Annotated in this window: 27 protein-coding genes and 1 pseudogene; 17 read left to right on the top strand and 11 right to left on the bottom strand. The window is 64.1% G+C overall.

Translation table 11 applies throughout. The features are described 5' to 3' along the window. The first annotated feature begins 2 nt into the window (after window positions 1-2). The 8 genes from ACZ899_RS07515 (at window position 3) to ACZ899_RS07480 (ending at window position 8474) form a co-directional block, all read left to right on the top strand. A complete protein-coding gene (locus ACZ899_RS07515) occupies window positions 3-758 on the top strand; it encodes a C40 family peptidase (protein ID WP_234561111.1) in 756 nt (251 codons plus the stop codon). After that, complete coding sequence (locus tag ACZ899_RS07510; RefSeq protein ID WP_234561112.1) at window positions 755-1336, top strand: tail assembly protein; 582 nt, start codon at window positions 755-757, stop codon at window positions 1334-1336. Before ACZ899_RS07515 ends, ACZ899_RS07510 begins: the two co-directional genes overlap by 4 nt. 56 nt (window positions 1337-1392) lie before the next feature. After that, on the top strand, window positions 1393-4869 hold the full coding sequence (locus ACZ899_RS07505; protein WP_234561113.1) for a TipJ family phage tail tip protein: 3477 nt from the start codon (window positions 1393-1395) through the stop codon (window positions 4867-4869). Between the two features lie 301 nt (window positions 4870-5170). After that, a complete protein-coding gene (locus ACZ899_RS07500) occupies window positions 5171-6028 on the top strand; it encodes a hypothetical protein (RefSeq protein WP_234561114.1) in 858 nt (285 codons plus the stop codon). A gap of 99 nt (window positions 6029-6127) precedes the next feature. Then, the gene (locus tag ACZ899_RS07495; RefSeq protein ID WP_234561115.1) at window positions 6128-6889 is read left to right on the top strand and encodes a phage tail protein; all 762 of its coding nucleotides are present in this window, start codon (window positions 6128-6130) and stop codon (window positions 6887-6889) included. Continuing rightward, window positions 6889-7485 carry a tail fiber assembly protein gene (locus ACZ899_RS07490; RefSeq protein WP_234561116.1) on the top strand — a complete coding sequence of 199 codons (597 nt, stop codon included), beginning with the start codon at window positions 6889-6891 and terminating at the stop codon, window positions 7483-7485. The genes ACZ899_RS07495 and ACZ899_RS07490 overlap by 1 nt, the downstream gene beginning before the upstream one ends. Window positions 7486-7542: 57 nt before the next feature. Then, on the top strand, window positions 7543-7974 hold the full coding sequence (locus ACZ899_RS07485) for a lysozyme (RefSeq protein ID WP_234561117.1): 432 nt from the start codon (window positions 7543-7545) through the stop codon (window positions 7972-7974). Between the two features lie 17 nt (window positions 7975-7991). Further along, window positions 7992-8474, top strand: coding sequence for a DUF2514 domain-containing protein (locus ACZ899_RS07480; RefSeq protein ID WP_234561118.1), 483 nt, complete (start codon window positions 7992-7994; stop codon window positions 8472-8474). Here ACZ899_RS07480 and ACZ899_RS07475 read toward each other — a convergent pair. Beyond that, a complete protein-coding gene (locus ACZ899_RS07475) occupies window positions 8458-8772 on the bottom strand; it encodes a hypothetical protein (RefSeq protein WP_234561119.1) in 315 nt (104 codons plus the stop codon). The two genes, ACZ899_RS07480 and ACZ899_RS07475, sit on opposite strands and share 17 nt — an antisense overlap. Before the next feature lie 768 nt (window positions 8773-9540). On the opposite strand from ACZ899_RS07475, the gene ACZ899_RS07470 reads away from it, so the two are divergent. Further along, entirely contained in the window at window positions 9541-10140 is a 600-nt protein-coding gene (locus tag ACZ899_RS07470) for a hypothetical protein (protein WP_234561120.1), read from the top strand. A 350-nt stretch (window positions 10141-10490) separates the two neighbouring features. After that, window positions 10491-10916, top strand: a complete 426-nt coding sequence (locus ACZ899_RS07465) for a GNAT family N-acetyltransferase (protein ID WP_234561121.1) — start codon at window positions 10491-10493, stop codon at window positions 10914-10916. Between the two features lie 67 nt (window positions 10917-10983). On the opposite strand, the gene ACZ899_RS07460 is transcribed toward ACZ899_RS07465, so the two are convergent. Continuing rightward, entirely contained in the window at window positions 10984-11799 is an 816-nt protein-coding gene (locus ACZ899_RS07460; RefSeq protein ID WP_234561122.1) for a protein phosphatase 2C domain-containing protein, read from the bottom strand. A 60-nt stretch (window positions 11800-11859) separates the two neighbouring features. After that, on the bottom strand, window positions 11860-12468 hold the full coding sequence (locus tag ACZ899_RS07455) for a hypothetical protein (protein ID WP_234561123.1): 609 nt from the start codon (window positions 12466-12468) through the stop codon (window positions 11860-11862). Window positions 12469-13017: 549 nt separating this feature from the next. On the opposite strand from ACZ899_RS07455, the gene ACZ899_RS07450 reads away from it, so the two are divergent. From ACZ899_RS07450 to ACZ899_RS07440, 3 genes are all read left to right on the top strand, one after another. Continuing rightward, complete coding sequence (locus tag ACZ899_RS07450) at window positions 13018-13389, top strand: VOC family protein (protein ID WP_203646931.1); 372 nt, start codon at window positions 13018-13020, stop codon at window positions 13387-13389. Further along, entirely contained in the window at window positions 13386-13700 is a 315-nt protein-coding gene (locus ACZ899_RS07445; protein ID WP_234561124.1) for a DUF2388 domain-containing protein, read from the top strand. The genes ACZ899_RS07450 and ACZ899_RS07445 overlap by 4 nt, the downstream gene beginning before the upstream one ends. 87 nt (window positions 13701-13787) lie before the next feature. Further along, window positions 13788-14267 (top strand): VOC family protein, encoded by a 480-nt coding sequence (locus ACZ899_RS07440; RefSeq protein WP_234561125.1) that lies wholly within the window; start codon window positions 13788-13790, stop codon window positions 14265-14267. 12 nt (window positions 14268-14279) lie between these two features. On the opposite strand, the gene ACZ899_RS07435 is transcribed toward ACZ899_RS07440, so the two are convergent. Together ACZ899_RS07435 and argC are read right to left on the bottom strand one after the other, a co-directional pair. After that, window positions 14280-14966: a GNAT family N-acetyltransferase gene (locus ACZ899_RS07435; RefSeq protein WP_234561126.1), complete on the bottom strand. Its 687-nt coding sequence runs from the start codon at window positions 14964-14966 to the stop codon at window positions 14280-14282. Between the two features lie 59 nt (window positions 14967-15025). Then, on the bottom strand, window positions 15026-15955 hold the full coding sequence (argC, locus tag ACZ899_RS07430; protein ID WP_234561127.1) for an N-acetyl-gamma-glutamyl-phosphate reductase: 930 nt from the start codon (window positions 15953-15955) through the stop codon (window positions 15026-15028). 275 nt (window positions 15956-16230) lie between these two features. Between argC and ACZ899_RS07425 the strand changes: the two are divergent. Then, a pseudogene (locus ACZ899_RS07425) lies at window positions 16231-17114 on the top strand (LysR family transcriptional regulator). A 43-nt stretch (window positions 17115-17157) separates the two neighbouring features. Here ACZ899_RS07425 and ACZ899_RS07420 read toward each other — a convergent pair. From ACZ899_RS07420 to ACZ899_RS07395, 6 genes are all read right to left on the bottom strand, one after another. Then, window positions 17158-17940, bottom strand: coding sequence for an amino acid ABC transporter ATP-binding protein (locus tag ACZ899_RS07420; RefSeq protein WP_096047910.1), 783 nt, complete (start codon window positions 17938-17940; stop codon window positions 17158-17160). A 23-nt stretch (window positions 17941-17963) separates the two neighbouring features. Continuing rightward, the gene (locus ACZ899_RS07415) at window positions 17964-19208 is read right to left on the bottom strand and encodes an NAD(P)/FAD-dependent oxidoreductase (protein WP_234561128.1); all 1245 of its coding nucleotides are present in this window, start codon (window positions 19206-19208) and stop codon (window positions 17964-17966) included. A gap of 16 nt (window positions 19209-19224) precedes the next feature. Further along, entirely contained in the window at window positions 19225-19935 is a 711-nt protein-coding gene (locus tag ACZ899_RS07410; protein WP_203646925.1) for an ABC transporter permease, read from the bottom strand. Further along, a complete protein-coding gene (locus ACZ899_RS07405) occupies window positions 19932-20651 on the bottom strand; it encodes an ABC transporter permease (protein WP_232855319.1) in 720 nt (239 codons plus the stop codon). Before ACZ899_RS07405 ends, ACZ899_RS07410 begins: the two co-directional genes overlap by 4 nt. Before the next feature lie 104 nt (window positions 20652-20755). Then, window positions 20756-21508, bottom strand: coding sequence for a transporter substrate-binding domain-containing protein (locus ACZ899_RS07400; RefSeq protein WP_234561129.1), 753 nt, complete (start codon window positions 21506-21508; stop codon window positions 20756-20758). 26 nt (window positions 21509-21534) lie between these two features. Next, complete coding sequence (locus tag ACZ899_RS07395; RefSeq protein ID WP_203646922.1) at window positions 21535-22407, bottom strand: MurR/RpiR family transcriptional regulator; 873 nt, start codon at window positions 22405-22407, stop codon at window positions 21535-21537. Window positions 22408-22550: 143 nt separating this feature from the next. Between ACZ899_RS07395 and ACZ899_RS07390 the strand changes: the two genes are divergently transcribed. From ACZ899_RS07390 to ACZ899_RS07380, 3 genes are all read left to right on the top strand, one after another. Beyond that, window positions 22551-23576, top strand: a complete 1026-nt coding sequence (locus ACZ899_RS07390) for an Ldh family oxidoreductase (protein ID WP_234561130.1) — start codon at window positions 22551-22553, stop codon at window positions 23574-23576. Between the two features lie 344 nt (window positions 23577-23920). Next, on the top strand, window positions 23921-24946 hold the full coding sequence (locus tag ACZ899_RS07385) for an IS110 family RNA-guided transposase (RefSeq protein ID WP_203646634.1): 1026 nt from the start codon (window positions 23921-23923) through the stop codon (window positions 24944-24946). A gap of 463 nt (window positions 24947-25409) precedes the next feature. Then, window positions 25410-26606: an amino acid aminotransferase gene (locus tag ACZ899_RS07380; RefSeq protein ID WP_203646918.1), complete on the top strand. Its 1197-nt coding sequence runs from the start codon at window positions 25410-25412 to the stop codon at window positions 26604-26606. Window positions 26607-26842 lie beyond the last annotated feature (236 nt).

Below are 26842 nucleotides of genomic sequence, written 5' to 3'. Positions count from 1 at the left end.
TCATGCTGAAACACATCCTCGCTGCCGTGCAGAAGCACGCCGCGGCGGAGTACCCGCGCGAGTGCTGCGGGCTGATCCTGGCCGTGGGCCGCAAGCAGGTGTACTTCCCCTGCGCCAACGTGGCTACCGAGCCGACCGAGGAATTCCGCATCGCACCGGAGCAGTACGCCGAGGCGGAAGACCAGGGGCAGGTGATCGGCGTCGTGCACTCGCACCCTGACGCCACCAGCAGGCCTTCTCCGCGCGACCTGGCAATGTGCGAGGCCACGGGGCTGCCATGGCATATCCTGTCGTGGCCGGAGGGCGACCTGCGGACCATCACGCCAACCGGCGAAACGCCGCTTCTGGGCCGGCCCTTCGTGCACGGCGCCTGGGACTGCTGGCAGGTCTGCGCAGACTGGTACCAGCGGGAGTGGGGCCTGGGCTTCCCGGCCTACACCCGGGAGGACGGTTGGTGGGAGCAGGCCGCCGGGCCGAGCCTGTACGAGCAGGCCTACGAGGCTGCCGGGTTCTACCAGGTGGACCGGCCAGAGCGCGGCGACATGATCGTCATGGCCGTGGGCCGGACGGTGCACCCGAATCACGCGGGCATCTATCTCGCCGGCGACCCAAGCCTTCCCGGCGAGCGAGCCGAGCTATACGGCACTGGTCCGTTCCTGCTGCACCACCTGTACGGCAGGCCGTCCGAGGTGATCATCTACGGCGGCCCATGGCATGACCGCGCCCGCCTGATCCTGCGCCACAAGGAGGCCCGATGAGCGCTATCGTTTACTGCCCTATGACGACCATTAAGCTCTCAGGATCGCTCGCCCAGAAGTTCGGCCGTACGCATCGCCGGCAGCTCGACAGCGGCGACACCTGGGAGGCGTTCAAGGCCTTGAAGGCAACGCTTGCCGGGTTTGAAGAGGAGATCCGGCGCCTGGACGGCCTGGGCATGCACTTCGCCGTATTTCGCAACCGGAAGAACGTCGGGCCCGACGACATGGGGCGAGGCGGCACCCGCGAGGTCCGGATTGTGCCGGTCGTTGAGGGTAGTAAGCGCGCCGGTCTGCTGCAGACAATCATCGGCGCGCTCTTGATCATTGCCTCTCCTTTTACGGGTGGCAGCACCCTGGCTCCGGGTATCGCCCTGGCGGCGGGCGGCGTTATCCAGATGCTCAGCCCACAGGCCAAAGGGCTGTCGCAGAGCGCAGCGCCCGAGAACCTGCCCAGCTACGCCTTCGGCAGCGCGAACAACACAACCGCCAGCGGCAATCCGGTACCGATCTGCATCGGTGATCGGCGCTGGGGCGGGGCGATCATCTCCGCATCCGTTTACGCCGAAGACAAAGCGTAGAGACTGAGCCGTCACCAGGCCGCCTTCGGGCGGTTTTTTATTGCCCGGAGGAAAGCATGGGCGCAGCACTTCAACCTGCCGTCACCGGCGCCAAGGGCGGCGAGAAGAAGCCCAAGGCGCCCTACGAGGCCCCCGACAGCCTTCGCTCGACGAACATCGCCAAGATCCTGCTGGCCGTGGGCGAGGGCGAGTTCGACGGCACCCCAACTGACCGGGATATCTACCTCGACAACACCCCGATCATGGACGTCAGCGGCAACGTGAACTTCCCTGGCGTGAAGTGGGAGTGGCGCCGCGGCACCGTTGAACAGGACTACATCCAGGGCATCCCGGCGATCGAGAGCGAGACGTCGGTCGGTGTGGAGCTGCGCAGTGACCAGCCGTGGACCCGCGCGCTGAGCAACACTCAGCTGTCGGCCGTGCGCCTGCGCTTCTCCTGGCCGCGCCTGCTCCAGCAGAACCCGACCACTGGCGACACCAACGGCTATACCATCGAGTACGCCATCGACATCGCAACCGACGGTGGCGCCTTCGTCGAGGCGCACCGCAACGCCGTCAGCGGGAAGACCAGCGGCGGCTATCAGCGATCCGTGCGCGTCGACCTGCCGGCGGCTACCTCGGGCTGGGTGATCCGCGCCCGCCGCCTCACGCCGAACGCCAACACCGGCACCATCGCAGACACGATGACGATCGCGGCCTACACCGAGATCATCGACCAGAAGCTGCGGTACCCGAACACTGCGCTGCTCTACATAGAGTTCGACGCCGAGCAGTTCCAGAACATCCCGTCGGTGACCGTGAAGTGCAAGGCCCGGCGCTGGCCGGTGCCGACCAACTACGACCCGATCGCCCGCACCTACACCGGCACCTGGGACGGCACCTTCAAGCAGGCCTGGACCAACAACCCGGCCTTTGTCACCTATGGCCTGTGCGTCGAAGACCGGTTTGGCCTGGGCAAGCGCATTAAGTCGTGGATGGTCGACAAGTGGGAGATGTACCGCATCGCCCAGTACTGCGACCAGCTGGTGCCGGATGGAGTCGGGGGCCAGGAGCCGCGGTTCCTGTGCGACATGAATCTGCAGGCCAAGGCCGAGGCCTGGACGCTGCTGCGCGACCTGTCGGCCATCTACCGCGGCATGGTGTACTGGGCGCAGGGCGCGCTGTTCATGCAGGCCGACATGCCCCGGGCGCAGGACTTCGACTATGTGTTCACGCGGGCGAACGTCATCGACGGCGAGTTCACCTACGGTGGGGCCGAGCGCAGCACGCACTACAGTCGCGCCCTGGTCAGTTACGACAACCCGGGCAACAACTACGACACCGACGTCATCCCGGTCACCGACCTGGCGCTGCAGCGGAGATACCAGGACCGCCCGATCGAGATCTCGGCCATTGGCTGCACCAGGGCCAGCGAGGCCCAGCGCCGCGGGAAGTGGGCGCTGCTGAGCAACAGCCAGGACCGCACCGTCACCTTCAAGACCGGCATGGAAGGGCGCATCCCACTGCCTGGCCATGTCATCCCGGTGGCGGATGAGCTGCTTTCGGGGCGCCCCAACGGTGGCCGAATCGCTGCGGCGGCTGGCAAGGTCGTGACCCTGGACCGTGATACGCAGATCAAGGCCGGCGACCGGCTGATCATCAACCTGCCCAATGGCAGCGCCCAGGGCCGCACGGTGCAGTCTGTGGCTGGCCGCGTCGTGACGGTGACCACGGCCTACAGTGTGCAGCCAGAGCCAGAGCTGCAGTGGGCGATCGATGCCGACGACCTGGCCATCCAGCTGTTCCGGGTGCTGAAGACCTCGCGCACCGCCGAGGGCGAGTATGAGATCACCGGCCTGGAGTTCAACCCAAGCAAGTTCGCCTCGATCGACACCGGCGCCAAGCTCGAGGAGCGGCCGATCAGCGTCATCCCGGTGACGACCGTGCCGCCGCCGGCGAGCGTGACCCTGACGTCCGACTACGCGATTGCCCAAGGTCTGGCCGTCAGCACCATGACAATCGCTTGGCCGGCAGTGGAAGGGGCCGTGGCCTATGACGTCGAGTGGCGCAAGGACAGCGGCAACTGGATCCGCCTGCAGCGCACCGGTACTGCGTCGGTAGACGTGGTTGGGATCTACGCCGGCCAGTATCTGGCGCGCGTGCGCGCGGTCAGCGCCTTCGATATCACGTCGACCTGGCGCAGTTCTGTGCTCACCGACCTGAAAGGGAAGGAGGGTGCACCACCAGCAGTGACGTTCCTCACGGCGACCAGCGAGATCTTCGCGATTCGCCTGAAGTGGGGGATGCCGCCGGGCGCCGAGGATACCCAGCGCACGGAGATCTGGAGCAGCGCGATCAACGACCTGACCAGCGCCACCAAGCTGGCCGATCTGGCTTACCCGCAGTCGGAGCACGTTATGTCCGGCCTGGCCGCCGGCGCGTCGTTCTTCTTCTGGGCGCGCCTGGTCGACCGAACCGGGAACATCGGGCCGTTCTTCCCGGTGCCGCCCGCTGCTGTTCAGGGTATCGCCCAGACGGACCCCGGCCCCATCCTCGACATGATCTCCGGCGAGATCGACGAGTCCATGCTTGGCGAGGAGTTGAGGAACAAGATCGACGGCCTGCAGGACCAGATCGACGCCCTGGATGGCCTGAAGGCCTACAACAAGGACGAGCCGTACGAAGAGGGCCAGATGGTGGTTGAGGACAGCCGGATCTACCAGGCTATCCATGACGTACCAGCCGACCCGAGCGGAGCCAATGCGCCGCCAAACGCTTCGTTCTGGATCGACGTTGGTCAGTCCATCGAGTCGGCCAATGGCCTGGCCCAGCAGGTGCAGACCAACACCGCCAAGATCGAGGAGGTGGACGGTAAGGTCGAAGCATCGGCCAGCCAGCTGAGCGCGCTGCAAGCGGCCTGGCGGCCTGACAGCGGGGAGGGAGAGCTTGCGGATGCGCTCGCGGGCTGGAGCTCCAAGGCTCGACTGGCTCGCGAACAGATGGTTCGGGCGAGCGAAACCGAGGCGCTTGCGCGCAGCTCCGAAACGCTCGACGCCAAGATTGGCCAGACCAACGCAACGGTCCAGACCGTCAGCCAGGCCCAGGCCAACCTCGAGGGCAAAGCCAGCACGATGTGGTCGGTCAAGATGCAGCTGAACGCGCAGGGGCATTTCGTTGCCGCCGGTATCGGCCTCGGCATCGAGAACGGCCCGGCGGGCCTGCAGAGCCAGTTCCTGGTGTCTGCGGACCGGTTCGCTGTGGTGAACAACATCAACGGCGCGCTGTCTTCGCCGTTCGTTGTTCAGGGTGGCCAGGTGTTCATCAATCAGGCGCTCATCAACACGGCCTACATCCAGCAGATAGTGGCTGGCATGTCGATTGTCTCGGAATCGAGAGACTCCCAAGGCCGCCCTCTGCTTGAAATGAACTTCAAGACGGGGGTAGTGACGTTCCGTGGTCAGGACGCAAACGGCTCGACCCTCATTACCAACGGCCAGGTCAACACCTACTTCACCAGCGGCAACCCGGCTACCATGATGGGTATCGGCATATGAGCACAGGCTTTCTTGCCTTCGCAGAAGACGGATCGGTCGTAACTGACATGACAGTGCTCGTCAGTCAGACGCAGGGAAGCGTTGTGACTGGCAGCGCGAACGGAAGTGCAACGATGCCGCCCGTACCTGCTGGGCGGCAACGGTTCTACATGATCGTGTCGCTCGTTGACATGAACAGGGAAAAGGGGAAAAGGCCTGGCGTTAGCATTTCAGGTAACACCATAACCTGGACGTACTCCTACAGCACCAACAACTGGGGGTACTTCTCGGCTAACTGTCGAATTTACTTTGGATACTACTGATGGCCGGCAAATTTGTTGCGTATCGGGAATCGGATCAACAGCTTTTATTTGATACTGATTTGATTTGTTATGGGCTTCGCAAAAGTGGGTATCTTCAGTTTGTAGGTAATTGGTCCCAGAAGTACCTGAGGTCTGCTCAGCTTGATCCGAACAATGGCGAAAACTGGAACGACGACCCAGACCCAAGAGAGCCAATCTATGGAATCGCGCTGTCAATTTGGAGCTCGCCTATTGCGTTCCTGGTGGGTGATGGCAGTCCGTGTGGGGAGATGCTTGTCTCTGGCGTGAAGACTCTTCTGTTCGTAGGGGCTTCGTCCAGCACAAAGGCCTACGTCTTCGACCTGATGACTGACAATGGCCCGATCACTGGGCTCAAGTGCTACAAGGAGAACCCTTGGGAGCTGACGTTCAACTCCGGGCAGCCGCCGCTAAACATCATTGCCTCGGTGCAGGCCCCAGGCCTTGGCAGGTTGGTCAGCCCAAATTTCGACTACCGATACGAGGCCTATGACGGTGGTTACAATGCAATGATCGGTAACAACGGCGGATCAACTTACTACCAGATGAAGTCTTACGTCGATGTACCAGTGGCGGCTGGAGAGTTGGCTGCCGCCATTACGTTCACGCGCTCAGCAGGTTGTAACGGTTCATTTTCCGGGGCAGGAGGGTTTGAATTTGGATGCCAGGAAGGATGCGGCGGCTACAGTGGCGGGGTAAGGTTCATGTTTACTGTTGCTGCAGCAACTACCAGGGCCATTGTCGGTAGTTTTCCATACAACTATTGGCGGCAGATCCCTGCAGTTTTTCCTCAGGCCCTCGTGATTAAGACGTCCGGGCTTCCATTTCCATTTAACTGAGACTTGCATATGCCATGGTATAGACAGGGTACTGTCTCGATTACCGCTGGACAGACAACGGTGGTCGGCGTTGGAACAGATTTCCCCGCGAACAGTCGCGTGGGTGATGCGTTTATTGGTCCTGATGGAAACGTTTATGAGCTGGCGAACATTGCCAGCACAACGGTCATCAGCATCCTTCCGGCCTATCAAGGGGCAACGGTGGCTGGAGGGCTGTACGGACTCGCCCCGATGCAGGGCTACGTAAAAGAGTCCGCCGACCGCCTGCGGCAACTGGTCGACCAGTTCGGTGCGACCCTGGCGCTGTTTGGCGGAGCTGCAGATGCTGCTACCTTGCGGGTAAACATTGGCGCAGCAGCCCGAGGAATGAACAGCGACATCACCTCGCTGAGCGGGCTGACCACGGCCCTCAGCATCGCCCAGGGCGGAACGGGCGGTAAGACGGCGGCAGAGGCACGGACCGGACTCGGCCTGAAATCGGCAGCCCTTGCAGACATCGTCGGCTCCGTCAGCCAGTCCGGCGGAGTCCCGACGGGCGCGATCATTGGCCGAGGCTCGAACGCAAACGGCCAGTACACCCAGTTTGCCGATGGCACTGCGCTGCTGCGCGGCTCGTTCACCACCGCATCCATCGCCGTCAACAGCACCACCAGCACCACAATCCAGCTGCCGATCGGCCTGAACTCTTCCGAGACGATTGCACCTTCGGCTGCCGTCGAGCCGTTCGCCAGCTTGGACCACTACGGCGTCACGGGCATCTCTTCCGTGACTTCCAGCAACATGACTATCACGGTCAGGAATGGCGCCTCCGGTGCGCAGCAGTTCGTTGTGCGCTGGAGTGTCGAAGGGAGGTGGTTCTGATGATTATCAAGCTTTCACCGGTCCGCTCCGATGAGCTGATCGCGGTGTCCCGTCTTGGCGATATGCTGACGATCAACAGTCTGGCGCTGGACTTCACCAGGTTGCAGGATGGCGAAACGCTTCCGGCGGATGCTGTCGGGAGCAAGTTCGTCCTCGACCCTATCGAGCGAAAGGACGGCAAGCTGATCGTATCGCTTCGCCTGCCGCATGCAGCTGATGCCCCGTACGAGGCGCGATTCCCGGCCGACATCATTGATCCACCAGATGGGGAGGTCGCACTGCCTGGGATCGCCGCGACTGAGCCCCAGCCGGCGACGGTTGGCGTCATCAATTGGTCCCGGGTCATTACCGCCGGACAGAAGGCGGCGAACCTGCTCGAGCAGCAGCGCGCTGAGGCGGCAGCCGAGATCGCGCTTCGCCGAGCGCAGGCCGATCAGGCGATCGCCCCGCTGCAGGATGCGGTAGACCTGGACGAAGCGACCGAGGCCGAGGCCCTGCGCCTGAAAGAATGGAAGCGCTACCGCGTGGCGCTGAATCGCCTGCCCGAACAACCTGGTTACCCCGCAGCGATCGACTGGCCCGCGCTGCCAGCCTGACCCGCACCGAACCCACCGACCGCCGCCTGGCGGTATTTTTTTGCCTGGAGAAAACCCATGCGTACATCGCAACGCGGCTTGAGCCTCATCAAGTCGTTCGAAGGCCTGCGCCTGCAAGCCTATCAGGATGCTGTCGGCGTCTGGACCATCGGCTACGGCACCACCCGCGGGGTGAAGCCCGGCATGTCGATCAGCAAGGAGCAAGCCGAGCGCATGCTGCTGAATGACGTGCAGCGGTTCGAGCCGGAAGTGCAGCGACTGGTCACGGCGCCGCTGAACCAGAACCAGTGGGACGCCATGATCAGCTTCACCTACAACCTGGGATCGGCCAACCTCGAGTCGTCGACGCTGCGGCGCCTGCTCAATGCCGGGGATTATGGCGCCGCCGCTGAGCAGTTCCCGCGGTGGAACAAGGCGGGGGGAAAGGTTCTGCCGGGCCTGGTCCGCCGCCGCGCCGCTGAGCGTGATCTGTTTCTGGGGGCTGCGTGAGCGGTTGGGGCGTTCGTGTGATCGCGCTGCTTGCCGTGGTCGGGTCGTACTGGCTCGTCTACCAGCACGGGCGATCAGTTGAGCGCGCCGAGGCTGAAGCCGCGTCAGCGACCCGGGACAGCGGCGATCGCTTGGCTGAAGTGCTGGGCGAGCGCGGAGCCCGCCAGGAAGAACAACGCCGCGCTGCGGTGCATGAGGAGGTGAGGGCGCATGCTCAGGAACAACGAACAATCGCTGAAGGCGCTGCTGCTGGGGCTGATGCTGCTGGCCAGCGGCTGCGCGTCGAAGCCGGAAAACTCGCCGCCACCGTCGGTTGCCCCGGCCAGGATCCCGCCGCTGCCGCTCGAAGCGAGGCAGCCCGCCGCGCCGCCATGGTGCTCTCCGGATTGCTCGACAGGTCTGTCGAAACGAATCGAGAACTGGCGGCAGCGTATGACCGAGCCCGAGTAGCCGGCCTGGCCTGCGAGGCGTCCTACGACGCACTCAAGGGCGGCTCCTGACCTGCTCGTGGGGGTCTGCTGCATAGCCATCCTTGTCGAGCTGAATCCCATACCGACACCTGGCGTAGTTCATCAGGTGGACGTACTCGACATACGCGCCGTTGGCCCGTCGATGCTCAACGGCGATCTGCGCGAGCAGGTCCTGGTTGATCTCGACCAGCTTGTTGATGTTGCGCTGCGCTTTGGCCAGGGCTCGCCTGAGCTGGTCATTCTCGTTGCAGAGCATGTGGCACTGATGCTCGAGCATTTCGACGTGGGTCGGCATGCCGAGCTCGAAGCCGGCTGTGTCGATGTCCATGGATGGCACCTAAACGAATACTGTATGCGTATACAGTATTTCGATTGAGTGCGCCCGGCCAGCAGCAGCCGACGAGGTGTAGCGATGGGGAGAGGGGGAGCGGTCGGCAGAACGCCGGAGGAGGGGTGTGGCTCGTACCAATTTTTGTACCAGTGGATGTGTTTTGGCGCGTGCTGCAGCGTTGACGCGAGTGGCGAACCCCCTGAATTCATTGGGTTTCCCCACTCACGTAAACTCAGAAAAACGCGGAAAACATCTTTGGAGTATGGTCGAAGCGCTGTCGAATGCCTTATATCTAAAGGGCGTAACGTGAACGAAATTTAATCCTGTACCGATTCCGCACCCAATTGTCGCTGCCTCAAGCTCTGACCAGTCATTCGTTGAGTTCATGCGAGTCGAGGTTGCGTCGAACGCCTTGGCAAAAATGAACACCTGGCGTGCCTGAGGCAGTCATGCGAGGGGTTTTCCAGTCGATTTGAAGGCGAGTGGTGGTGCGCATTTCGGTGTGCAAGCACACAGGGACGTCGGGCTCTGCGCCCTGCCCATAACAGCTGCGGTTAGCGCGGGTAAACTTTCGGGTTATCTTATTCGTGCTTGGGCAGCAGAATAACAGTGTGCGCTTGTGTGGCGCTTAATATCGATGCTGCCAGCTGGTAGTAGTAAAAAATGATTATGTACAAGTTTAGTGTTTGATTTTTTGACGCTGGCTCGGGGTGTACTATATTGAGGGCGTTGTCGAGGGTTGTTTTAATATTCAAGGAGAAGAAGATGCCAGCGCAAAATGTTGCTTTTGCTCGTAATGACTTCGAGAGTATTATTGATGATATGGCGAGTCACTTTAAAAGTGACAGGAGGGCCCAGAGTTACAGTGCCGAATCGGAAGGGCTGAGGGCGCTGTATGCCAGTCTTGAACCTGTTTCGCTTGCCGTTGGTGCTCTGTCCGACAGTGGCAGTGACCAAGCAGTTAGTCGATTTACAGGTGACTGCAAGGCGGATTTGAATGCCGACAGTGCTGGCTTTCATGGCAAGACGTCCGAGTACACGACAGCGCTGCAGTCCTCGCAGAATCAGGATGAATTCAGTAAAAGGATCGATGAAATGGCCGACAAGGCCAAAAGAGACAATGCTGCGGCGATTGATCGTTGGCGCGAAAAAGCAAAGCTGATCCACCAAGAGAATCCTGGGGCTGGCAAGGCAATTCTTTTTGCTTTTGAAAGTGTCTGTGCCTTGGCGAACAAAGTGTACAGTGCAATTATCGACTTTTTCACTTCGATTGTCCAAAGCGTTGCCAAGTGGTTGGCCAATGCATGGTCGTCCATCAAGAATTTCTTCACTGATGTTTCACGCATGATTTCAGGCTGGTTTTAGTTATTGAAATGGGTCTTGCATTCACTTTTTATTGGTGAGTGCAAGACTGATTTTAGGGCAGGTCGTGCAGCTCAGCGGCATACGCTCGGTAGCCTTCGTGGAGGCGAATACTACAGGTGTTTTTTGTACCAAGGCGCATGCCCTGGTATGGGTACAGCTTTGACCATACAAGTGAGCGCCGTGAGTTGATGGGGTCTCATCACCCACGAAAACGCGGCTGAATGCGTGAGCTTCTTTGAGGTATGGCAGAGCGGGGGCGAATGGTATATATCTGGACGGAGCAATCCGAAGTAGATTTGATCCTGCACGCTTAGCCCCTCCTTCCTGCCTGGTCAACCGGACGATCTGCCATGACGCTCACGATCGATTTCACCGACCAGGCCAACAGCCTGCACCACGATGCGATTCTCAAACCCCTGCGCGCCTTCAACGACAGCGTGATCGGTTCGCCCGGCGCGGCCACCGTCGCCTGGACGCTGCGCGATCCCGACGATGATGAGGTCGTTGGCGGGCTCTACGCCAGGCTCGGAGGGGGTTGGTTGTTCGTCGAGCTGCTGGTGGTACCCGAGCGCATGCGCGGGCAGGGCACCGGACGCGAGCTGATGGCCCAGGCCGAGGCGCTGGCGAGGGAGAGGGGCTGCTGCGGAATCTGGCTGGACACCTTCAGCTTCCAGGCGCCGGACTTCTACCGCAAGCTGGGGTTCGAGGTGTTCGGCGAGCTTGCCGACTTTCCGCCTGGGCATAGCCGTTATTTCCTGCATAAACGGTTGGCGTAACATCTCGCTCCTCACAGCCGGGGCTGCTTTGCAGCCCTTTCGCGGCACAAGGCCGCTCCTACAAGGGTCAACCCACCCGCAACCAGATCGCCGAGGCGTCGTCGCTCATCTTGAACCGCGGGTAGCGCAGGCATGCGGCATCGTCGTGCTCGATGCCGCGCAGTGTCCGTGCCAGGTCATCCAGGCCGTGGCTTTGCAGGCGCTCGATGAAACCTGCCGGGTCATAGGCCCGGTAGGTATCGAACAGCGCCGCGAAGCCATCGCTCATCAGCAGCACATCGTCACCCACGGCGACTGGCGCTCGGCTGTAGAAGGTACCTTCACGGGACAGCTCGGCATCGACGCCGAGCACGGCCCGGGGCCGCTCGCGGGCGCTGCGGCGGTCGGCCAGCACCGCTGGGGTGCGCACGCCGTGGGCGCCGGTGCCGGGGCCGAGTGCGGCGGCTTCGGCTTGCTCGGCCTCGCGATCGGGCTCGGGGGTGAGGAAGCGGATGCCTTGCGCGCTGCGATGCAGCACCACGCAGTCGGCCAGGTGCGCGCAGACCAGTTCTTCACCTTCGATGGCCACCGCGGCAAAGGCCGCGCGCGGCAGTTCCCAGGTGGCCAGGGGCTCGCGCCGGCGATCCTGCCGGTAGGCCTGGGCAATAGTATCGAAAACTGTCTCGCAGACCTGTCGCAGTGACCCCGAGGCCGTGGCGAAGGCGCGCTGGGCCGTGGCCGAGAGCCACGCCGCGCCGCCGCGCTCGCCGAGCAGGCCGGGGGCGCCGAGGTCGGTGGCGCCGTCGATGACCCAGGCGTGGCAGTCGGCGTTGCCGATACGGTCGTCATTGGGCACATCGGGCTTGCCAGCCAGGCACAAGCTCTGGATCAGGTCGAAATGCATGTCGGGCTCCAGGTCGGTGGGATCACTGACCTTGAGCCCTGCGCCGTCGCGAGTCAAATTTCACGGTCTGGGCGTGCGGTCCCAGCAATGGCTGTCCAGGTCGCAGACGCCGAATTGCCGGTCCATCAGCGCCATGCGTCGCAGGTGGGCGTCGAGGATGTCGCGGCCTACTTCGCTGTCGATGATATAGCGGCTGTAGCGCTCGATCAGGCGTTGCTTCCAGGCATCGCGGGTAGCCGCGTCCAGGGTGTCGGGCGCAATGGCCAGGCGTTGCAGGGTGGTGTCGTCGACGCGCTTGAGCTGGTCGCTGAAGGTGGCGATGTAACGGGCGCGCTGTGCTTCCTTGTGACGGGAGGCTTCGGCATCGAAAGTATCGAGATTGCGTTGCCATTGCGCCCAGTAGGCATCCGGCAACTTCAGGTCGCGTTTCTGGCGCAATGCGTCGACGATCTGCGCGTTGCTCTGGCGCGGTGGTGGCTGTCGGTCCTGGCTGGCCAGTGGGTCCTGGGCCAGGATCTGTGTGATCCAGGCCGTGCGGGCTTCGCTATCCGGTTGAATCGGACCGAGCGGCGCTGAGTCGGTGGCGTTCGAGCGTGGCAGGCCATTGCAGCCGGTGAGTGACAGCAACAGCGACAGTGCCAGCAGGGCTGGCAGGTTGTGGCGCAACATGAATCATCCTTGAGTAACTGCACAATCGTGCATCCGATCGGATGCACTAGGGGTATCGGCTCTTGCCTGGCCGACTTGAGCGCTCAGCCGCGATGCTTGGCCAGGCGCATCAGTTTCGAGACCAGGCACTGTTCGCCGCAAATCTTTCAGCGTCTGTAAGATCGAGCGCCGCCCGCGCGGCGCATCGCGGGACAAGCCCGCTCCCACAGTTTGTTTCGGGCCAATTATGCCTGTGAAAGTACCGGCGCCTGCCTTGGTGCATGCCTTGAGTCATGTGGAGCAGCGTTAGCGACCACGCCAAAACCGCGTCGTACCAACAAGGCGGACCAGGTGATGGCACAGGAAAGACAGGCCCGAAACAAATGTGGGAGCGGGCTTGTCCCGCGATGCGCCGCGCGGGCGGCGCTCGATCTCACAGCCGCTGCAAGATTTGCGTAGGACACCTGGTAGCCCCGACGCAGTCAATGACCCACGAGCCAAAGACCTTGAAGGGGCTGAGGTTTGCGGCGATGATCCGCCGCAACCCGTTCACCGACGAGGAGGTTCCGCATGCCTGTTGCCCCGCTTTTGCGCTGCACCGACCTTGACGCCACCCGCCGTCATTACCGCGATGTGCTGCAATTTACCGTCGCCGACACCGCGCAATCGACCCTTACCGTCCAGTTGCACGACTGCCGCCTGCTGTTCACCGAGGACGACCTGTGGCGGCTGCCGCCGGGGTGTGCCGGGACCTTCTATCTGGTGGTCGAGGATGTCGACGGCTATTACGCACAAGTTCGCGAGCTGGCGGATATCGCCTGGCCGTTGCACGACACGGAGTATGGTTCGCGGGAGTTCGGCGTGCGTGATTGCAATGGCTATTACCTGGCCTTCAGCCAGCGGCACGCCGACGTCGCGCAAGCCGCACGGGTTGCCTCGTGATCCTGCGCGGCCGAGCATTGCTGGCGATGTTGCTGCTTGCCGGCCCGGCCTTGGCCATGGACGGCAAGGGCAACTCGACCGACCACTTCACCGTCGGCTCGAGCCTCGCCACCGCAGCGGTAAGCGGCTCCACCAGCCATCCGACGCGTACCTACCAGGCCGCCCGCGACGATGCGTTGCTGTTCATCGCCAGCGACGGGCGCCTGCGCGGCGCACGGCTGGAGCAGGCCTTGAGCGAGTATCGCCAGTTGCATCCGGCCAGCGCGCTGAGCGACGGTGACCTGGCCCAGGCGTTCGCCTGCCAGGGCTGATGGCTTGAGCCGCTGATCGTGCCCGACCTGGCATGCCAGGACAGGCGGCTAGACTCGTGGGCAACGAGTCCCGCCAGGAGTCCGATCATGACCGCCAAGAACAGCATTTGCCTGTGGTACGACAACGACGCCGAGGACGCGGCGAACTTCTACGCCAGCACCTTCCCCGACAGCCGGGTGACCGCCGTGCACAAGGCGCCCGCCGACTACCCCTCGGGCAAGGCGGGCGATGTGATCACGGTGGAGTTCACCGTGATGGGCATCCCGTGCATCGGTCTCAATGGCGGCAAGGCGTTCAGCCACAGCGAGGCCTTTTCGTTCCAGGTGGCGACCGATAGCCAGGAGGAAACCGATCGCTACTGGGACGCCATCGTCGGCAACGGTGGCAGCGAGAGCGTATGCGGCTGGTGCAAGGACAGGTGGGGGCTGTCCTGGCAGATCAGTCCGCGGGTATTGACCCAGGCGGTGGCCAGCCCCGATCGCGCCGTGGCGCAACGGGCGTTCGAGGCGATGCTGCAGATGCGCAAGATCGACATTGCCACGATCGAGAAGGCCATCAAGGGCTGACGGCGAGGCGCCTCAATGCACGGTCTTGCGTTCCCTGACGCACGCCCGTGCCTGTTCCGTCAGGACGTCCAGCCGCTCGTCGCGAAGGCGCTCGGCATCCATCATCGCCGCCTCGCCCTGTTGCTTGAGCAGGTAGGCGTGGATCTGCCGGACTTCGACGGTCTGGTAGATCGGCGCGATGTCCAGCCGCCCGATCAGCGCGCCGCTGGCCTGCCCGGTGCTGCTCATCAACACCTGCGGCCCGATACAGGCGACCACCTGCAGGCCCATGTTCTCGAACCACGGTACCTGCTGGGCGAAGGTGCTCAGCTCGACGCAGGCATAGCGTTCACGCACCGCGTGCAGCAGGCCACGGGCGATGCCCTGGCGGCGGTGGCTGGGCGTCACTGCAAGGTAGGCCAGGGCGCAGGCCTGAGGATTGTCCTGGGCCGGCAGTACCAGGGCGAAGCCGAGCAGTTGGTCCGGTGCCTCGGCATCCAGGGCCAGGGTCAGCTCGACGGCCAGGCCACGGGTGCCGTCCAGTGCCATCAGGTACTGGTGCACCTCCAGGCCGACACCGTACTGGTACAACGGGTAGAGCGGATTGTCCGGGCTGATGGCGACGCTGCTGAGCTGGCCGACATGGTCGATCACCAGCTGGCGGATCTGGTTCTGGAAGGATTCGGGCGGCACGCCTTCGAGGCGGCGGAGGATGAACATCGCGGGTCGGGCTCCGGCAGGACTGAAACACCCGCCCCGGAACGAGGCGGGCGATCATTCTAGCGCAGCCCGGCCAGCATGAGGTCGAGGTTCTGCACCGCGGCGCCCGAGGCGCCCTTGCCCAGGTTGTCGAACACCGCGGTCAGCAATACCTGGCCATGCTCGGGGTTGGCATACACGGCCAGGCGCAAGTCGTTGCTGTCGTTCAGCGCCTGCGGGTCCAGCGCCTGAGCTGGGCCGTGCTGGTGCAGAGGCATCACCTGCACATGGCGGGCGCCCTGGTAATGCCGCTCCAGGCAGGCTTGCAGCTGCTCGGCGCTGACCCCGGGCAGCAGACGCAGTTGCAGCGGGATGCTCAGCACGATGCCCTGGCGGTAGTCGCCGTAACCCGGCACGAACACCGGCCGCGCGCTCAGCCTCGCATGCTGCTGGATCTCTGGCACATGCTTGTGGGCGAGCTCCAGGCCGTATAGCTGGAGTGTCGGCAGGTAGGCGTCGCTGCGCAGCTCATGCCGCTCGACGGCGGCCCGGCCGCCACCGGAGTAGCCGGAGATGGCATGGATGCTCAGCGGATAGTCCGCCGGCAGCAAGCCTGCCTTGACCAGCGGATGCAGCAGGGCGATGGCGCCGGTGGGGTAGCAGCCGGGGTTGCTTACCCGGGTGGCCCGGGCAATGCGTTCGGCCTGTTGTTCGTTCAGTTCCGGCAGGCCATAGATCCAGCCGGGCGTGGTGCGGTGCGCGGAGCTTGCGTCGATCACCCGCACCGCCGGGTTGTGCAGGGTGGCCACGGCCTCGCGGGCGGCGTCGTCGGGCAGGCAGAGCACGGCGATATCGGCGCTGTTGATCGCCTCGCTGCGCCGCGCCGGGTCCTTGCGCTCGGCTTCGGGCAGGGTGAGCAGGCGCAGGTCCTGGCGGCCGTGCAGGCGGGCATGGATCTGCAGGCCGGTGGTGCCTTGGTCGCCGTCGATGAAGACGAGGGGCTGGTGCATGTCGGTGGTCCAGTGAAGAGAGGGAATGGCGTTATCCTCGTCGTTCGCTGGACGAAAGAAAATTTGAATATCATGATTGCCATGTTCAGTAATCCTGAATCTAAATCGCATGCCCCTGTAGGAGCGGCCTCGTGCCGCGAAAGGGCTGCGAAGCAGCCCCAGGGTTGCCCGTTTGGCGCGAAAGTGCCGGGGCTGCTGTGCAGCCCTTTCGCGGCACAAGGCCGCTCCTACCTGAGATGTGCCAGCCGCTAATACTTCATCCGTGCCGAGACCCCATGCGAGAAATCAGCCTCGACCGCCTGCGCACCCTGGTGGTGATTGCCGACCGTGCCTCCTTTGCCGACGCCGCCCGTCAGCTCAACCTGGCGCCTCCGACCATCAGCCTGCACGTGGCCGAGCTGGAGGCACGCATTGGTGCGCCCTTGCTCACCCGCACCCGCGGCCAGGTGCGCCCCACGGCCATTGGCGAGACCTTGCTGACCCGCGCCCGGCGCCTGCTGGCCGACGCCGACCAGGCCCTGGACGAAGTGCGCCGCCAGGTGCAGGGCCTGACCGGGCGGGTGCGCCTGGGCGCTTCGACTGGCGCCATCGCCCACCTGTTGCCCCAGGCCCTGGAAACACTGCGGGTGGACCATCCGGGAGTCGACGTGCAGGTTCAGGTGCTCACTTCACAGGCCTCCCTGGCGCGACTGCGCGAGGGCACCCTGGACATCGGCCTGGTGGCGCTGCCGCAGGTGGCGGGCAAAGGGGTGAGGATCACACCGTGGCGGCGTGACCCGATCATGGCCTATGTTCCCGCCGACTGGCAGCCGCCTGCCCGGGTCACGCCGGCCTGGCTCGCGGCCCGGGCGCTGATCCTCAACGACAGCTCCACGCAGTTGTCGCGGGTGACCTCGGAGTGGTTTGCCGCGGCGGGGCTGTACCCCGAGCCGCGGATCGAGCTGAACTACAACGATGCGATCAAGAGCCTGGTGGCGGCGGGCTACGGCGCCACCTTGCTGCCGCAGGAAGGGGAGGTGCAGCAGTCGCCGCCGCGCGCATCGCCCGGCGGCCGTTGCGACCGGGGATGTGGCGCCAACTGGGGATCGCCTGTCGCGAGGGGCAGGTGGAGCGGGCGACGGAACATGTACTGGAGGCGTTGGGGCGGCTGCGTCAATGAAAAATGGCAGTACAGGCTGTCACTTGCCATTCACTGGAGAATGCTAGTGCAGGATCTGCTTGAGAAACGCCTGTGCCCGCGCCGTGCGCGGCTGGCCGAAGAACACCTCGGGTGGGCTGTCCTCGATAATCTTCCCGCCCTCGAGGAACAGCACCCGCTCGGCCACCTGCCGGGCGAAGCCCATCTCGTGGGTGACGCACAGCATGGTCATGCCGGTGCCGGCCAACTGCACCAGCACATCCAGCACCTCGGCCACCATCTCCGGGTCGAGCGCCGAGGTCGGCTCGTCGAACAGCATGATCCTCGGTTTCATGCATAGCGCCCGGGCGATCGCCACCCGCTGCTGCTGGCCACCGGACAGCTGGCTGGGGTACTTGTGCGCCTGGCTCTCGATGCCGACCTTGCTCAAGTAGAAGCGCGCCCGTTCCTCGGCCTCCCGGCGCGACAGGCCGCGCACGCTCATCGGCGCCAGCAGGCAGTTGTCGAGCACGCTCATGTGCGGGAACAGGTTGAAGTGCTGGAACACCATGCCGATCTCGCTGCGCACCTGGTCGGCCTGGCGGCCTTTGCTGGCGAGGTCGGTGCCGGCCACGCGGATGCTGCCCTGCTGGGCGATTTCCAGGCGGTTGATGCAGCGGATCAGCGTCGACTTGCCCGAACCCGACGGGCCGCAGAGCACGATGCGCTCGCCCTCGCGCACCGACAGGTCGATATCGTGCAGCACATGGAAGGCGCCGTAGTGCTTGTTCAGGCCCTCGATGCGGATCAGCTCCGGGCGCGGATCGGGGGCAGGGTGCAGGCTGGCAAGGCTCAGGGGGGCGGTCATCTTGTTGTTCTCCCGCTCAAGGTTCAGTCGAAACGTGCGGCGCTGTAGGGCGCAGGGTCGGTGAAGGGGTGCTCGCCGGTCATCAATTCGGCCAGCAGGCGGCCGCTGACCGGGCCCAGGGTCAGACCGTGGTGGGCATGGCCGAAGTTGAACCACAGGTGCTTGTGCAGGGGCGCCGGGCCGATCACCGGGCGCATGTCCGGCAGGCAGGGGCGGCGGCCCAGCCACGGCTTGTCGTCCAGGCGCTCGCCCAGGGCCGGGAACAGCCGGCGCGCCAGGGTTTCGCAGCGGCGCAGCTGGATCTCGTTGGCGGCGTCGTCGCTCGCCGCGAACTCGATGCCGGTGGTCAGGCGCACGCCACGGGCCATCGGCGCCAGGACGTAACCGCCCTGGGTGTCGCAGATCGAATGACCCAGCTCGGCGCCATCGCGGGTGGCGTAGTGCATGTGGTAGCCGCGTTTGATGCCCAGCGGAAAGCGGTAGCCCAGCCGCTCGTAGAGGTCGGCCGACTGCGGACCGAGGCAGGCCACCACTTCGTCGGCGGTCACGCTGCCGCGACGTGTGTCCAGCTGCCAGCCGTCCTCGACCTGGCGCAGGCTGCGGGCATCGCCGTGGAGGAACTGCCCGCCGCGCTGGACGAACAGCGCCGCATAGCCACGGGTCAGGCCGCCGGGGTTGCTCACCGTCTTCGGGTCGAGCCAGTGGATGCCGCCGATCACGCCACCGTCGAGTTGCTGTTCGCGGGCCTGCAGTTGTTCGCGTTCGAGGATCTCGTATTGCAGGCCGTAGCGGGCCAGCCCCTTCAGGTCGCGCTTGGCCTGTTCGAACAGCGCGGCATCACGGTACACCTCGATCCAGCCCTTGGCCTGCACCAGCCCTTGCAGGCCGGCGGCCTCGATCAGCGCATCGTGTTCCTCGACGCTGCGCTGCACCAGCGGCAGCATGTCGGCGGCAGCCTTGGCCAGGCGGCCGGGGGCGGACTGGCGCCAGTAGCTGAGCAGCCAGGGCGCGACCTTGGGCAGGTGGGTCAGGCTGTAGCGCACGTCGGGCTGGCGGTTCAGGCCGTAGCGCAGCAGGGCGCTCCATTGGCGCGGGAAGGCGTAGGGGATCACGCTGGAGCGCTCGATCAGCCCGGCGTTGCCATGGCTGGTGCCGCTGCCCGGTTCGTCGCGGTCGACGAGGATCACCTGGCGTCCGCGGGCCTGCAGGTGCAGAGCGGTGCTGACGCCGACGATGCCGGCGCCCAGGACGATGGTCTGGCAATGCATGAAAAGGTTCCTTCAATCAGTTCAGGTGGCGGCCCAGGCGGGCCTCCAGGTGTTTCAGGGTGCGCCGGACCACCTCGACGATCAGCAGGTAGAGCACCGCCGCCCACAGGTAGATCTGGAAGTCGAAGCTGCGCGAGAAGGCCAGCTTGGTCACCCCCATCAGGTCGTAGATGGTCACCAGCGAGGCGATGGCGCTGGCCTTGATCATCATGATCAGCTCGTTGCCCAACGGGCCGATGGCCACCAGCAGCGACTGCGGCAGCACCACCTTGAAGAAGGTGGTCGAGCGCTTGAGGTTGAGGGCCTTGGCCGCCTCGTACTGGCCCGGCGCGACGGCCATCAGGCTGGCGCGGAAGATCTCGGCCTGGTACGCGGCGGTGTTGAGGGTGAAGGCGAGCAGGGCGCAGTACCAGGCCTCGCGGAAGAACCACCACAGCCCCAGGTCCTGCCAGAAGCCCTTGAGCGAACCGAGCCCGTAGTACAGCAAAAACAGCTGGGCCAGCAGCGGCGAGCCGCGAAAGAAATACACGTAGCCCGCAGCCAGGCGTCGCAGAACGAGGTGCTGCGACATCCGCGCCAGGGCCAGGAGCATGCCCAGCAGCGCGCCGAGGGTGAAGGAGATCGCCACCAGCTTGGCGGTGACCAGCAGGCCATCGACGAAGCGCGCGCCGTAGCGCTCCAGCAGGTCGGGATCGAGCACGTAGGCCAGCAGTTGCTCCGGGCTCATGGGCGGGCTCCTTGCAAATGGCGGTTGCTGCGCCGCTCCAGCAGGGTGAAGACCCTGCCCGACAGCGCCGAGAACAGCAGGTAGACCAGGCAGGCGACGCCGTAGAACAGCATCGGCTCCTTGGTCACGCTGACCGCCAGGTTGGTCTGGCGCATCAGGTCGATCAGCGAGATGGTCGAGACCAGCGAGGTGTCCTTGAGCAGGCTCAGCCAGTTGTTCGACAGGCCCGGCAGGGCGATGCGCGTCAGTTGCGGCAACACCACCTTGAAGAATCCGGTGCGCTTGCTAAGGCCCAGGGCCGCGCAGGCTTCCAGCTGGCCCTTGGGCAGGGTCTTGAAGGCCATCAGCCAGATCTCGCTGGAAAACGCGGCGAACACCAGGCTGAAGGCGGCCATCGCGGCGAGGAAGGTGTTGATCAGCACCTCGCCCTGGTAGCCCAGCGCGGCGAGGATCTTCTGCGCGGCGATCTGGCAGCCGTAGTAGATGATCAGCAGGGTCAGCAATTCGGGCAGGCCGCGGAACACCGTGGAGAACGTGGTGGCCCAGGCCCGCGGCAGGCGTTTGCGCGAGCGCGCGGCGAGCGCCACCAGCAGGCCCAGCGGCAGGCCGATGGGCAGGCAGGCCAGGGCCAACGACACGGTCACCAGAGCGCCGGCCAAGAGCGCCTGGCCCCAGCCGCCGCTGGCGAAGGAGAGCAGGGAGAGTTGATCGAGCATGGGTAACCCCCGGGATACAGACGACCCCGTGGGAGCGGGCTTGCCCCGCGATAGCACCTGGTTGACGCAGGACGCCATCGCGGGGCAAGCCCGCTCCCACGAGATTACTGGTAGATATCGAAGGCGAAGTATTTGCTCGCGATCTTCTGGTACGTGCCATTGGCCACGATCGCCGCCAGGGCCTCGTTCAGCCGCACGCGCAGGGCCTCGTCATCCTTGCGCACGGCAATCGCCGCGTCGGCCTTGGTGCCGTCGACGTCGCCGAGGATCTTGCAGCAGTCCTTGCCATTCTTGTTCAGCCATTCGTGCAACGGGAACTTGTCGGCGATCACCCCGTCCAGGCGACCGGCGGCCAGGTCGGCATTGGCCTCGTCCAGGGTCGGGTACAGCTTCACGTCCGCGCCGGCCTTGCCGTACACGTCCTCGGCGTAGATCGCCTGGGTCGAGGCGGACTGGGCACCGACGGTGTAGCCCTTGAAGTCGGTCTGCGCGTCGCTGATCTTGCTGTCCTTGGCGACCGCCACGGTCAGCGGGGTGCGGTAGTAGCGGTCGGTGAAGGCGATCTTGCGGCGGCGCTCCTCGGTGTCGATCATCGAGGCCACCACGGCGTCGTACTTGCGCGCCATCAGCGCCGGGATGATGCCTTCCCAGTCCTGGGCCACCAGGGTGCACTCGACTTTCATCTGCTCGCACAAGGCATGGGTGATGTCGATGTCGAAGCCGTGCAATTTGTTGTCGGCATCGACGTAGTTGAACGGCGGGTAAGCGCCTTCAGTGGCAAAACGCAGGGTCTCGGCACTGGCGCCGGCCGCCAGCAGCAGGGCGCACGCACCCACCACAGCCATGGTTCCTTTCATCTCGCACCTCGGTAGTTGCACTCTTGCTATTGTTGTTTGCCCGCCGGCCACGAGGTGTAGCCGACGAACTCGTTATGTAGAGCGGCAGTTGCTTCCAAGCGTCTTTCAACATCCGGTCCGAGCTTCTTGCAGACCTCGTTGACCATCAGGTGCACCCACGACAGCATGGTCGCGGTGGATTCCCAGAACAGGTTGAATTCGGTGGGGATGCGGAACACCTCGTCGGCGTTGGCATCGGCCCAGTCACAGAAGGTGTCGGTTACCAGGGTCACCGGGATGCCCAGCTCGCGGGCCTTGTGGCACAGCTGCAGGGCGTGGCGGGAATAGCGGCGCGCCTCGAATACCACCAGTGCACAGTCCTGCGGGCGCCCCAGCAGCACCTCGGCGAAATGTCCGGCGCTGCCGTCGACCAGTTGCACGCCGTCGCGCAGGTATTGCAGCAGGTGGCTCATGCACATGGCCACGCCGCGTTCGGTCTGAAAGCCTGCGACGAACACCCGCGGTTTTTCCGCCAGGCGCCGGGCGACCTGCTGCCAGGCTTCGCCGCGGCTGTATTCGTGCACGCGCACCAGCGCGGCCATTTCCAGCTCCAGGCTGCCCGAGCGCTGGTCGTCCTCGGGTTGCTGGCGGAACTCCTGCAGGCGGTCGCCCACCAGCCAGGGGCCGTCGCCGAGGTCGTTCTGCAGGTCCTGCTTGAGCGCCTTGAGGTGCGCGTAGCCCAGCGAGCGGCAGAAGCGGCCGACGCTCGACTCGCTCACACCCAGCTTGGTGGCGATGCTGGCCGAGGTCTGGAACGGCAGTTCGTGGAGGTTGGCGAGCATGTAGCTGGCGATCTGGCGGCCCGAGGCGGCAGCGGTGTGCAGGCTGCTTTCCAGGCGTTGCTTGATCGATTGGCTCATGGTCGGTTCCGGTTGATTTCTGGCGTGGAAGCCAAAATGGCTGTTTTCTGTCATCAAGTCAACATTTGACAGATAGCTGTCATTGGCGGGAAAGTCTGTGCAGTTGCGCTGTAGCGAATCCAATTCCAAGAAAGGAGCTCCAGATGTCTTCACCTTCCACCGGCCCTGTCGTGCGCGTGCCTTTTACCGAGCTGCAGGCGTTGCTGCAGTCGATTTTCGAGCGTCATGGCTGCAGCGCGGCGGTGGCCGCCGTGCTCGCCCACAATTGCGCCAGTGCCCAGCGCGACGGTGCCCACAGCCATGGGGTGTTCCGTATTCCCGGTTATGTCTCGACCCTGGCCAGCGGCTGGGTTGATGGCCGCGCCGAGCCGTTGGTGACCGACCTGGCATCCGGCTATGTACGGGTCGATGCCAAGGGTGGTTTCGCCCAGCCGGCGCTGGCGGCGGCCCGGCCGCTGCTGGTGGAGAAGGCCCGGGCGGCCGGCATCGCGGTGCTGGCGATCCACAACTCGCACCATTTCGCCGCGCTGTGGCCGGATGTCGAGCCGTTCGCCGACGAAGGCCTGGTGGCCTTGAGCGTGGTCAACAGCATGACCTGCGTGGTGCCACACGGTGCGCGCAAGCCGCTGTTCGGCACCAACCCCATTGCTTTTGCCGCGCCTTGCGCCGGGCATGATCCGATCGTCTTCGACATGGCCACCAGCGCCATGGCCCATGGCGATGTGCAGATCGCCGCGCGGGCGGGCGAGCAGTTGCCGCCGGGCATGGGCGTGGATGCCGAGGGCCAGCCGACCAGCGACCCCAAGGCGATTCTCGAGGGCGGCGCCTTGCTGCCGTTCGGCGGGCACAAGGGCTCGGCGCTGTCGATGATGGTCGAGCTGCTGGCGGCGGCGCTGACGGGAGGCAATTTCTCCTGGGAGTTCGACTGGTCGGGCCACCCAGGAGCCAAGACCCCCTGGACCGGGCAGTTGATCATCGTGATCGACCCGAGCAAGGCCGAGGGCGAGCGCTTCGCGCTGCGCAGCCGCGAACTGGTGGAGCAGATGCAGGCAGTCGGGTTGACGCGGATGCCGGGCGAGCGGCGTTATCGCGAGCGTGAAGTGGCCGGGCGGGAAGGGGTGGCGTTGAGTGAGCGGGAGTGGGGGGAGTTGCGGGGGTTGGCGGGCTGAGTTGACCCTTTGCTGGCTAAGGGGGAGGCGCCAAGTGTTCGACAGGAAAGATCCAGCGCCTGTGAGATCCAGCGCCGCCCGCGCGGCGCATCGCGACGCAAGGCCGCTCCTACATCTGTTTCGGGCCAGTCAATCCTGTGCCATTACCGAGTCCGCCTTGTTGGTATGACGCGGTTTCGGGGTGGGCACCACTGGCGCCTCACCTGTCTCAAGGCATGCACCAAGGCGGGCAACCATGGCCTGACAGGTTCGGTACGTTGCAACAAATAATGAAATGGCTACCCCCGCCCCACCCTGTGTCAGCCCTCTAAGCTTTCACAGGGTGCCTATCGGAGTGCAACGCCATGAACACTGTCGCCATCATCGCCATCGACCTGGGAAAGTTGAGCTTCCATGTACACGCTCAGGATGATCGGGGTCATGAGCTCTATCACCGCAGGTTCAACCGTGAGTCACTCATCCGCCACCTTGCCAATCTTGCGCCCTGCACGGTGGCGATGGAGGCCTGTGGTGGCTCTCATTTCATGGCGCGAGAGGTGACGAGACAGGGTCATACGCCCAAACTTATTCCCGCACAGTTCGTTCGCCCCTACGTGAAAAGCAACAAGAATGACTTTGCCGATGCTGCCGCTATCGGTGAGGCGGCAACCCGCGATCAGATGCGCTTCGTGCCTCCCAAAACCGAGGCCCAGCAGGCGCTGGCGATGCTCAATTCACTGCGCGACAGCTTCATCAGAGACCGTACTGCCACCATGAACCGCATCCACGCTTATTTGCTCGAGGTGGGGGTCAGTTTGGCACCCACCTTCAAGGCGGTCCGGGAGCTCCCCATTCTGCTGGACGACAGTACCTTCTCACCGTTGATCAAGAAGCTGTTGCTGGACCTACATGCCCACTTCCGCTATCTCGATGATCGGATCAAGGCTCTGGACAAGGAAGTGCATAGCCAGGCCGTTAGCGATGATCTTGCTTCCCGTTTGATGTCGATACCTTGTATTGGCCCGATCACCGCTACCGCCCTGGCTGCGGAATTGGGTGATGGTAAGCAGTTCCGCTGTGGGCGAAATTATTCAGCCTCCATAGGCCTGGTTCCCAGGCAGCACACGACAGGCGGCAAACCTTGCCTGGGGCGAATCAGCAAGCGGGGCGACGGCAATCAGCGACGACTGCTGATCCAGTGCGCGAGGGTCTATCTGATTGGGCTGGAGCGCAAAACCGGCAAGCTGGCGGACTGGGTACGTGGCTTGCTACGTGTTCACCACCCCAACCTGGTGGTGTGCGCTATCGCCAACAAACTGGCCCGAATCGCCTGGGCCATCACGGCACACCACAGCGAATTTGATGCAGGGTCAAGCGCCATGAACGCTTGACCCTGCAGACACACGAGTAACAACCCACCTGGTTTTGCGATGCTGCACACAGATGACGTGAACGGTATACCGGCCTGGCGATCAACCTGAGCTCCTACTCGGCTTCAGAAGCCGAACAAATATCTAGGCTCGTCGGGCGCGATTTTCATCGAGGCGCGGGACCAACCTCCCACACGACGCCGTATAGATTGACGCAAACCAAACTCACGCACATCTCAGTACAGTATTGCAGAAATGGGGGTAACCATAGATGTAGGAGCGGCCTTGCGTCGCGATGCGCCGCGCGGGCGGCGCTCGATCTCACAGGCGCTACATATTCTTCGTCGAATATCTTGAAGCCCACCCCCGGCCTTGCACCCCCGCATCGACTCCTTGCACATCGGTGATGTTCCTGACGCCCCACTGCGGGTATCCTCGCTGGAGCCTTCCCTGAACTGTCCTGATTTCCAAGGAGCTGCACGCTGTGTTCAAACATGTCGATGCCTATGCCGGCGACCCGATCCTCTCGCTGATGGAAACCTTCAAGGCCGACCCGCGCGCCGACAAGGTCAACCTGAGTATCGGCCTGTACTACGACGAAGCCGGCGTGGTGCCGCAGCTGGCGGCGGTGGGCGAGGTGGAGAAGCGCCTGGCCGGTCAGCCCCATGAAGCCTCGCTGTACCTGCCGATGGAAGGCCTGGCCGCCTACCGCCAGGCGATCCAGGCGCTGCTGTTCGGCGCAGATCACCCGGCTGTGGCCGATGGCCGCGTGGCCACCGTGCAGACCGTCGGCGGTTCCGGCGCGCTGAAAGTCGGCGCCGACTTCCTCAAGCGCTACTTCCCGGGCTCCGAGGTGTGGGTGAGCAACCCGACCTGGGACAACCACCGGGCGATCTTCGAAGGCGCGGGTTTCAAGGTGCACAGCTACCCGTACTTCGACACCGCCAGCCGTGGCGTCGATTTCGCCGGCATGCTGGCGACCCTGCAGACCCTGCCGGCCAACAGCATCGTCCTGCTGCACCCGTGCTGCCACAACCCCACTGGCGTCGACCTGAACCAGCAGCAGTGGCAGCAGGTGGTCGAGGTAGTCAAGGCGCGCCAGCTGATTCCGTTCCTCGACATCGCCTACCAGGGCTTCGGTGAAGGCCTGGTGGAAGACGCCTACGCCATCCGCGAGATGGCCCGTGCCGGCGTGCCGTGCCTGGTCAGCAACTCGTTCTCGAAGATCTTCTCGCTGTACGGCGAGCGGGTTGGGGGGCTGTCGGTGGTCTGCGACGATGCCGCCACCGCCTCCAGCGTGCTTGGTCAGCTCAAGGCCACCGTGCGCCGCAACTATTCCAGCCCGCCCGCGTTCGGCGCCCAGCTGGTGGCCGGCGTGCTCGGCGATGCCGCGCTCAATGCCCAGTGGGCGGCGGAAGTGGAGGTGATGCGCAAGCGTATCCTCGACATGCGCCAGGGCCTGGTCGACCTCCTCGGCGAGCTGCTGCCGGGCCAGGACTTCCAGTTCTTCCTGCGCCAGCGCGGCATGTTCAGCTACACCGGCTTCAGCGTGGAGCAGGTGCGCCGTCTGCGTGACGAGTTCGGCGTGTACCTGATCGACAGCGGCCGGGTGTGCATGTCCGGGCTGCGTCCGGCCAACCTGCGCCAGGTGGCCGAGGCGTTTGCCGCCGTTCAGCGGTAACCTGCCAGGGGCCGCTCTGCGGCCCTTTCGCGGCACAAGGCCGCTCCTACAGGGAGGTTGCGTTTCTCTGTAGGAGCGGCCTTGTGCCGCGAAAGGGCTGCGAAGCAGCCCCTCCAGCACAACCTGCTTGTAAAGACAAGTGCAACCGTCCCTCGGGCGGGGCTTCCCCAAGTGCAACCTTTGCATGCACAATCGCGCCCCTCTTCCCCGGTTGAGTTGGGCGAATCGTCTATTTC

Source organism: Pseudomonas sp. TE31087, assembly GCF_057284075.1.
Note: the sequence above shows the minus strand (reverse complement) of the source record. Positions and strands in the feature narration are given on the sequence as shown.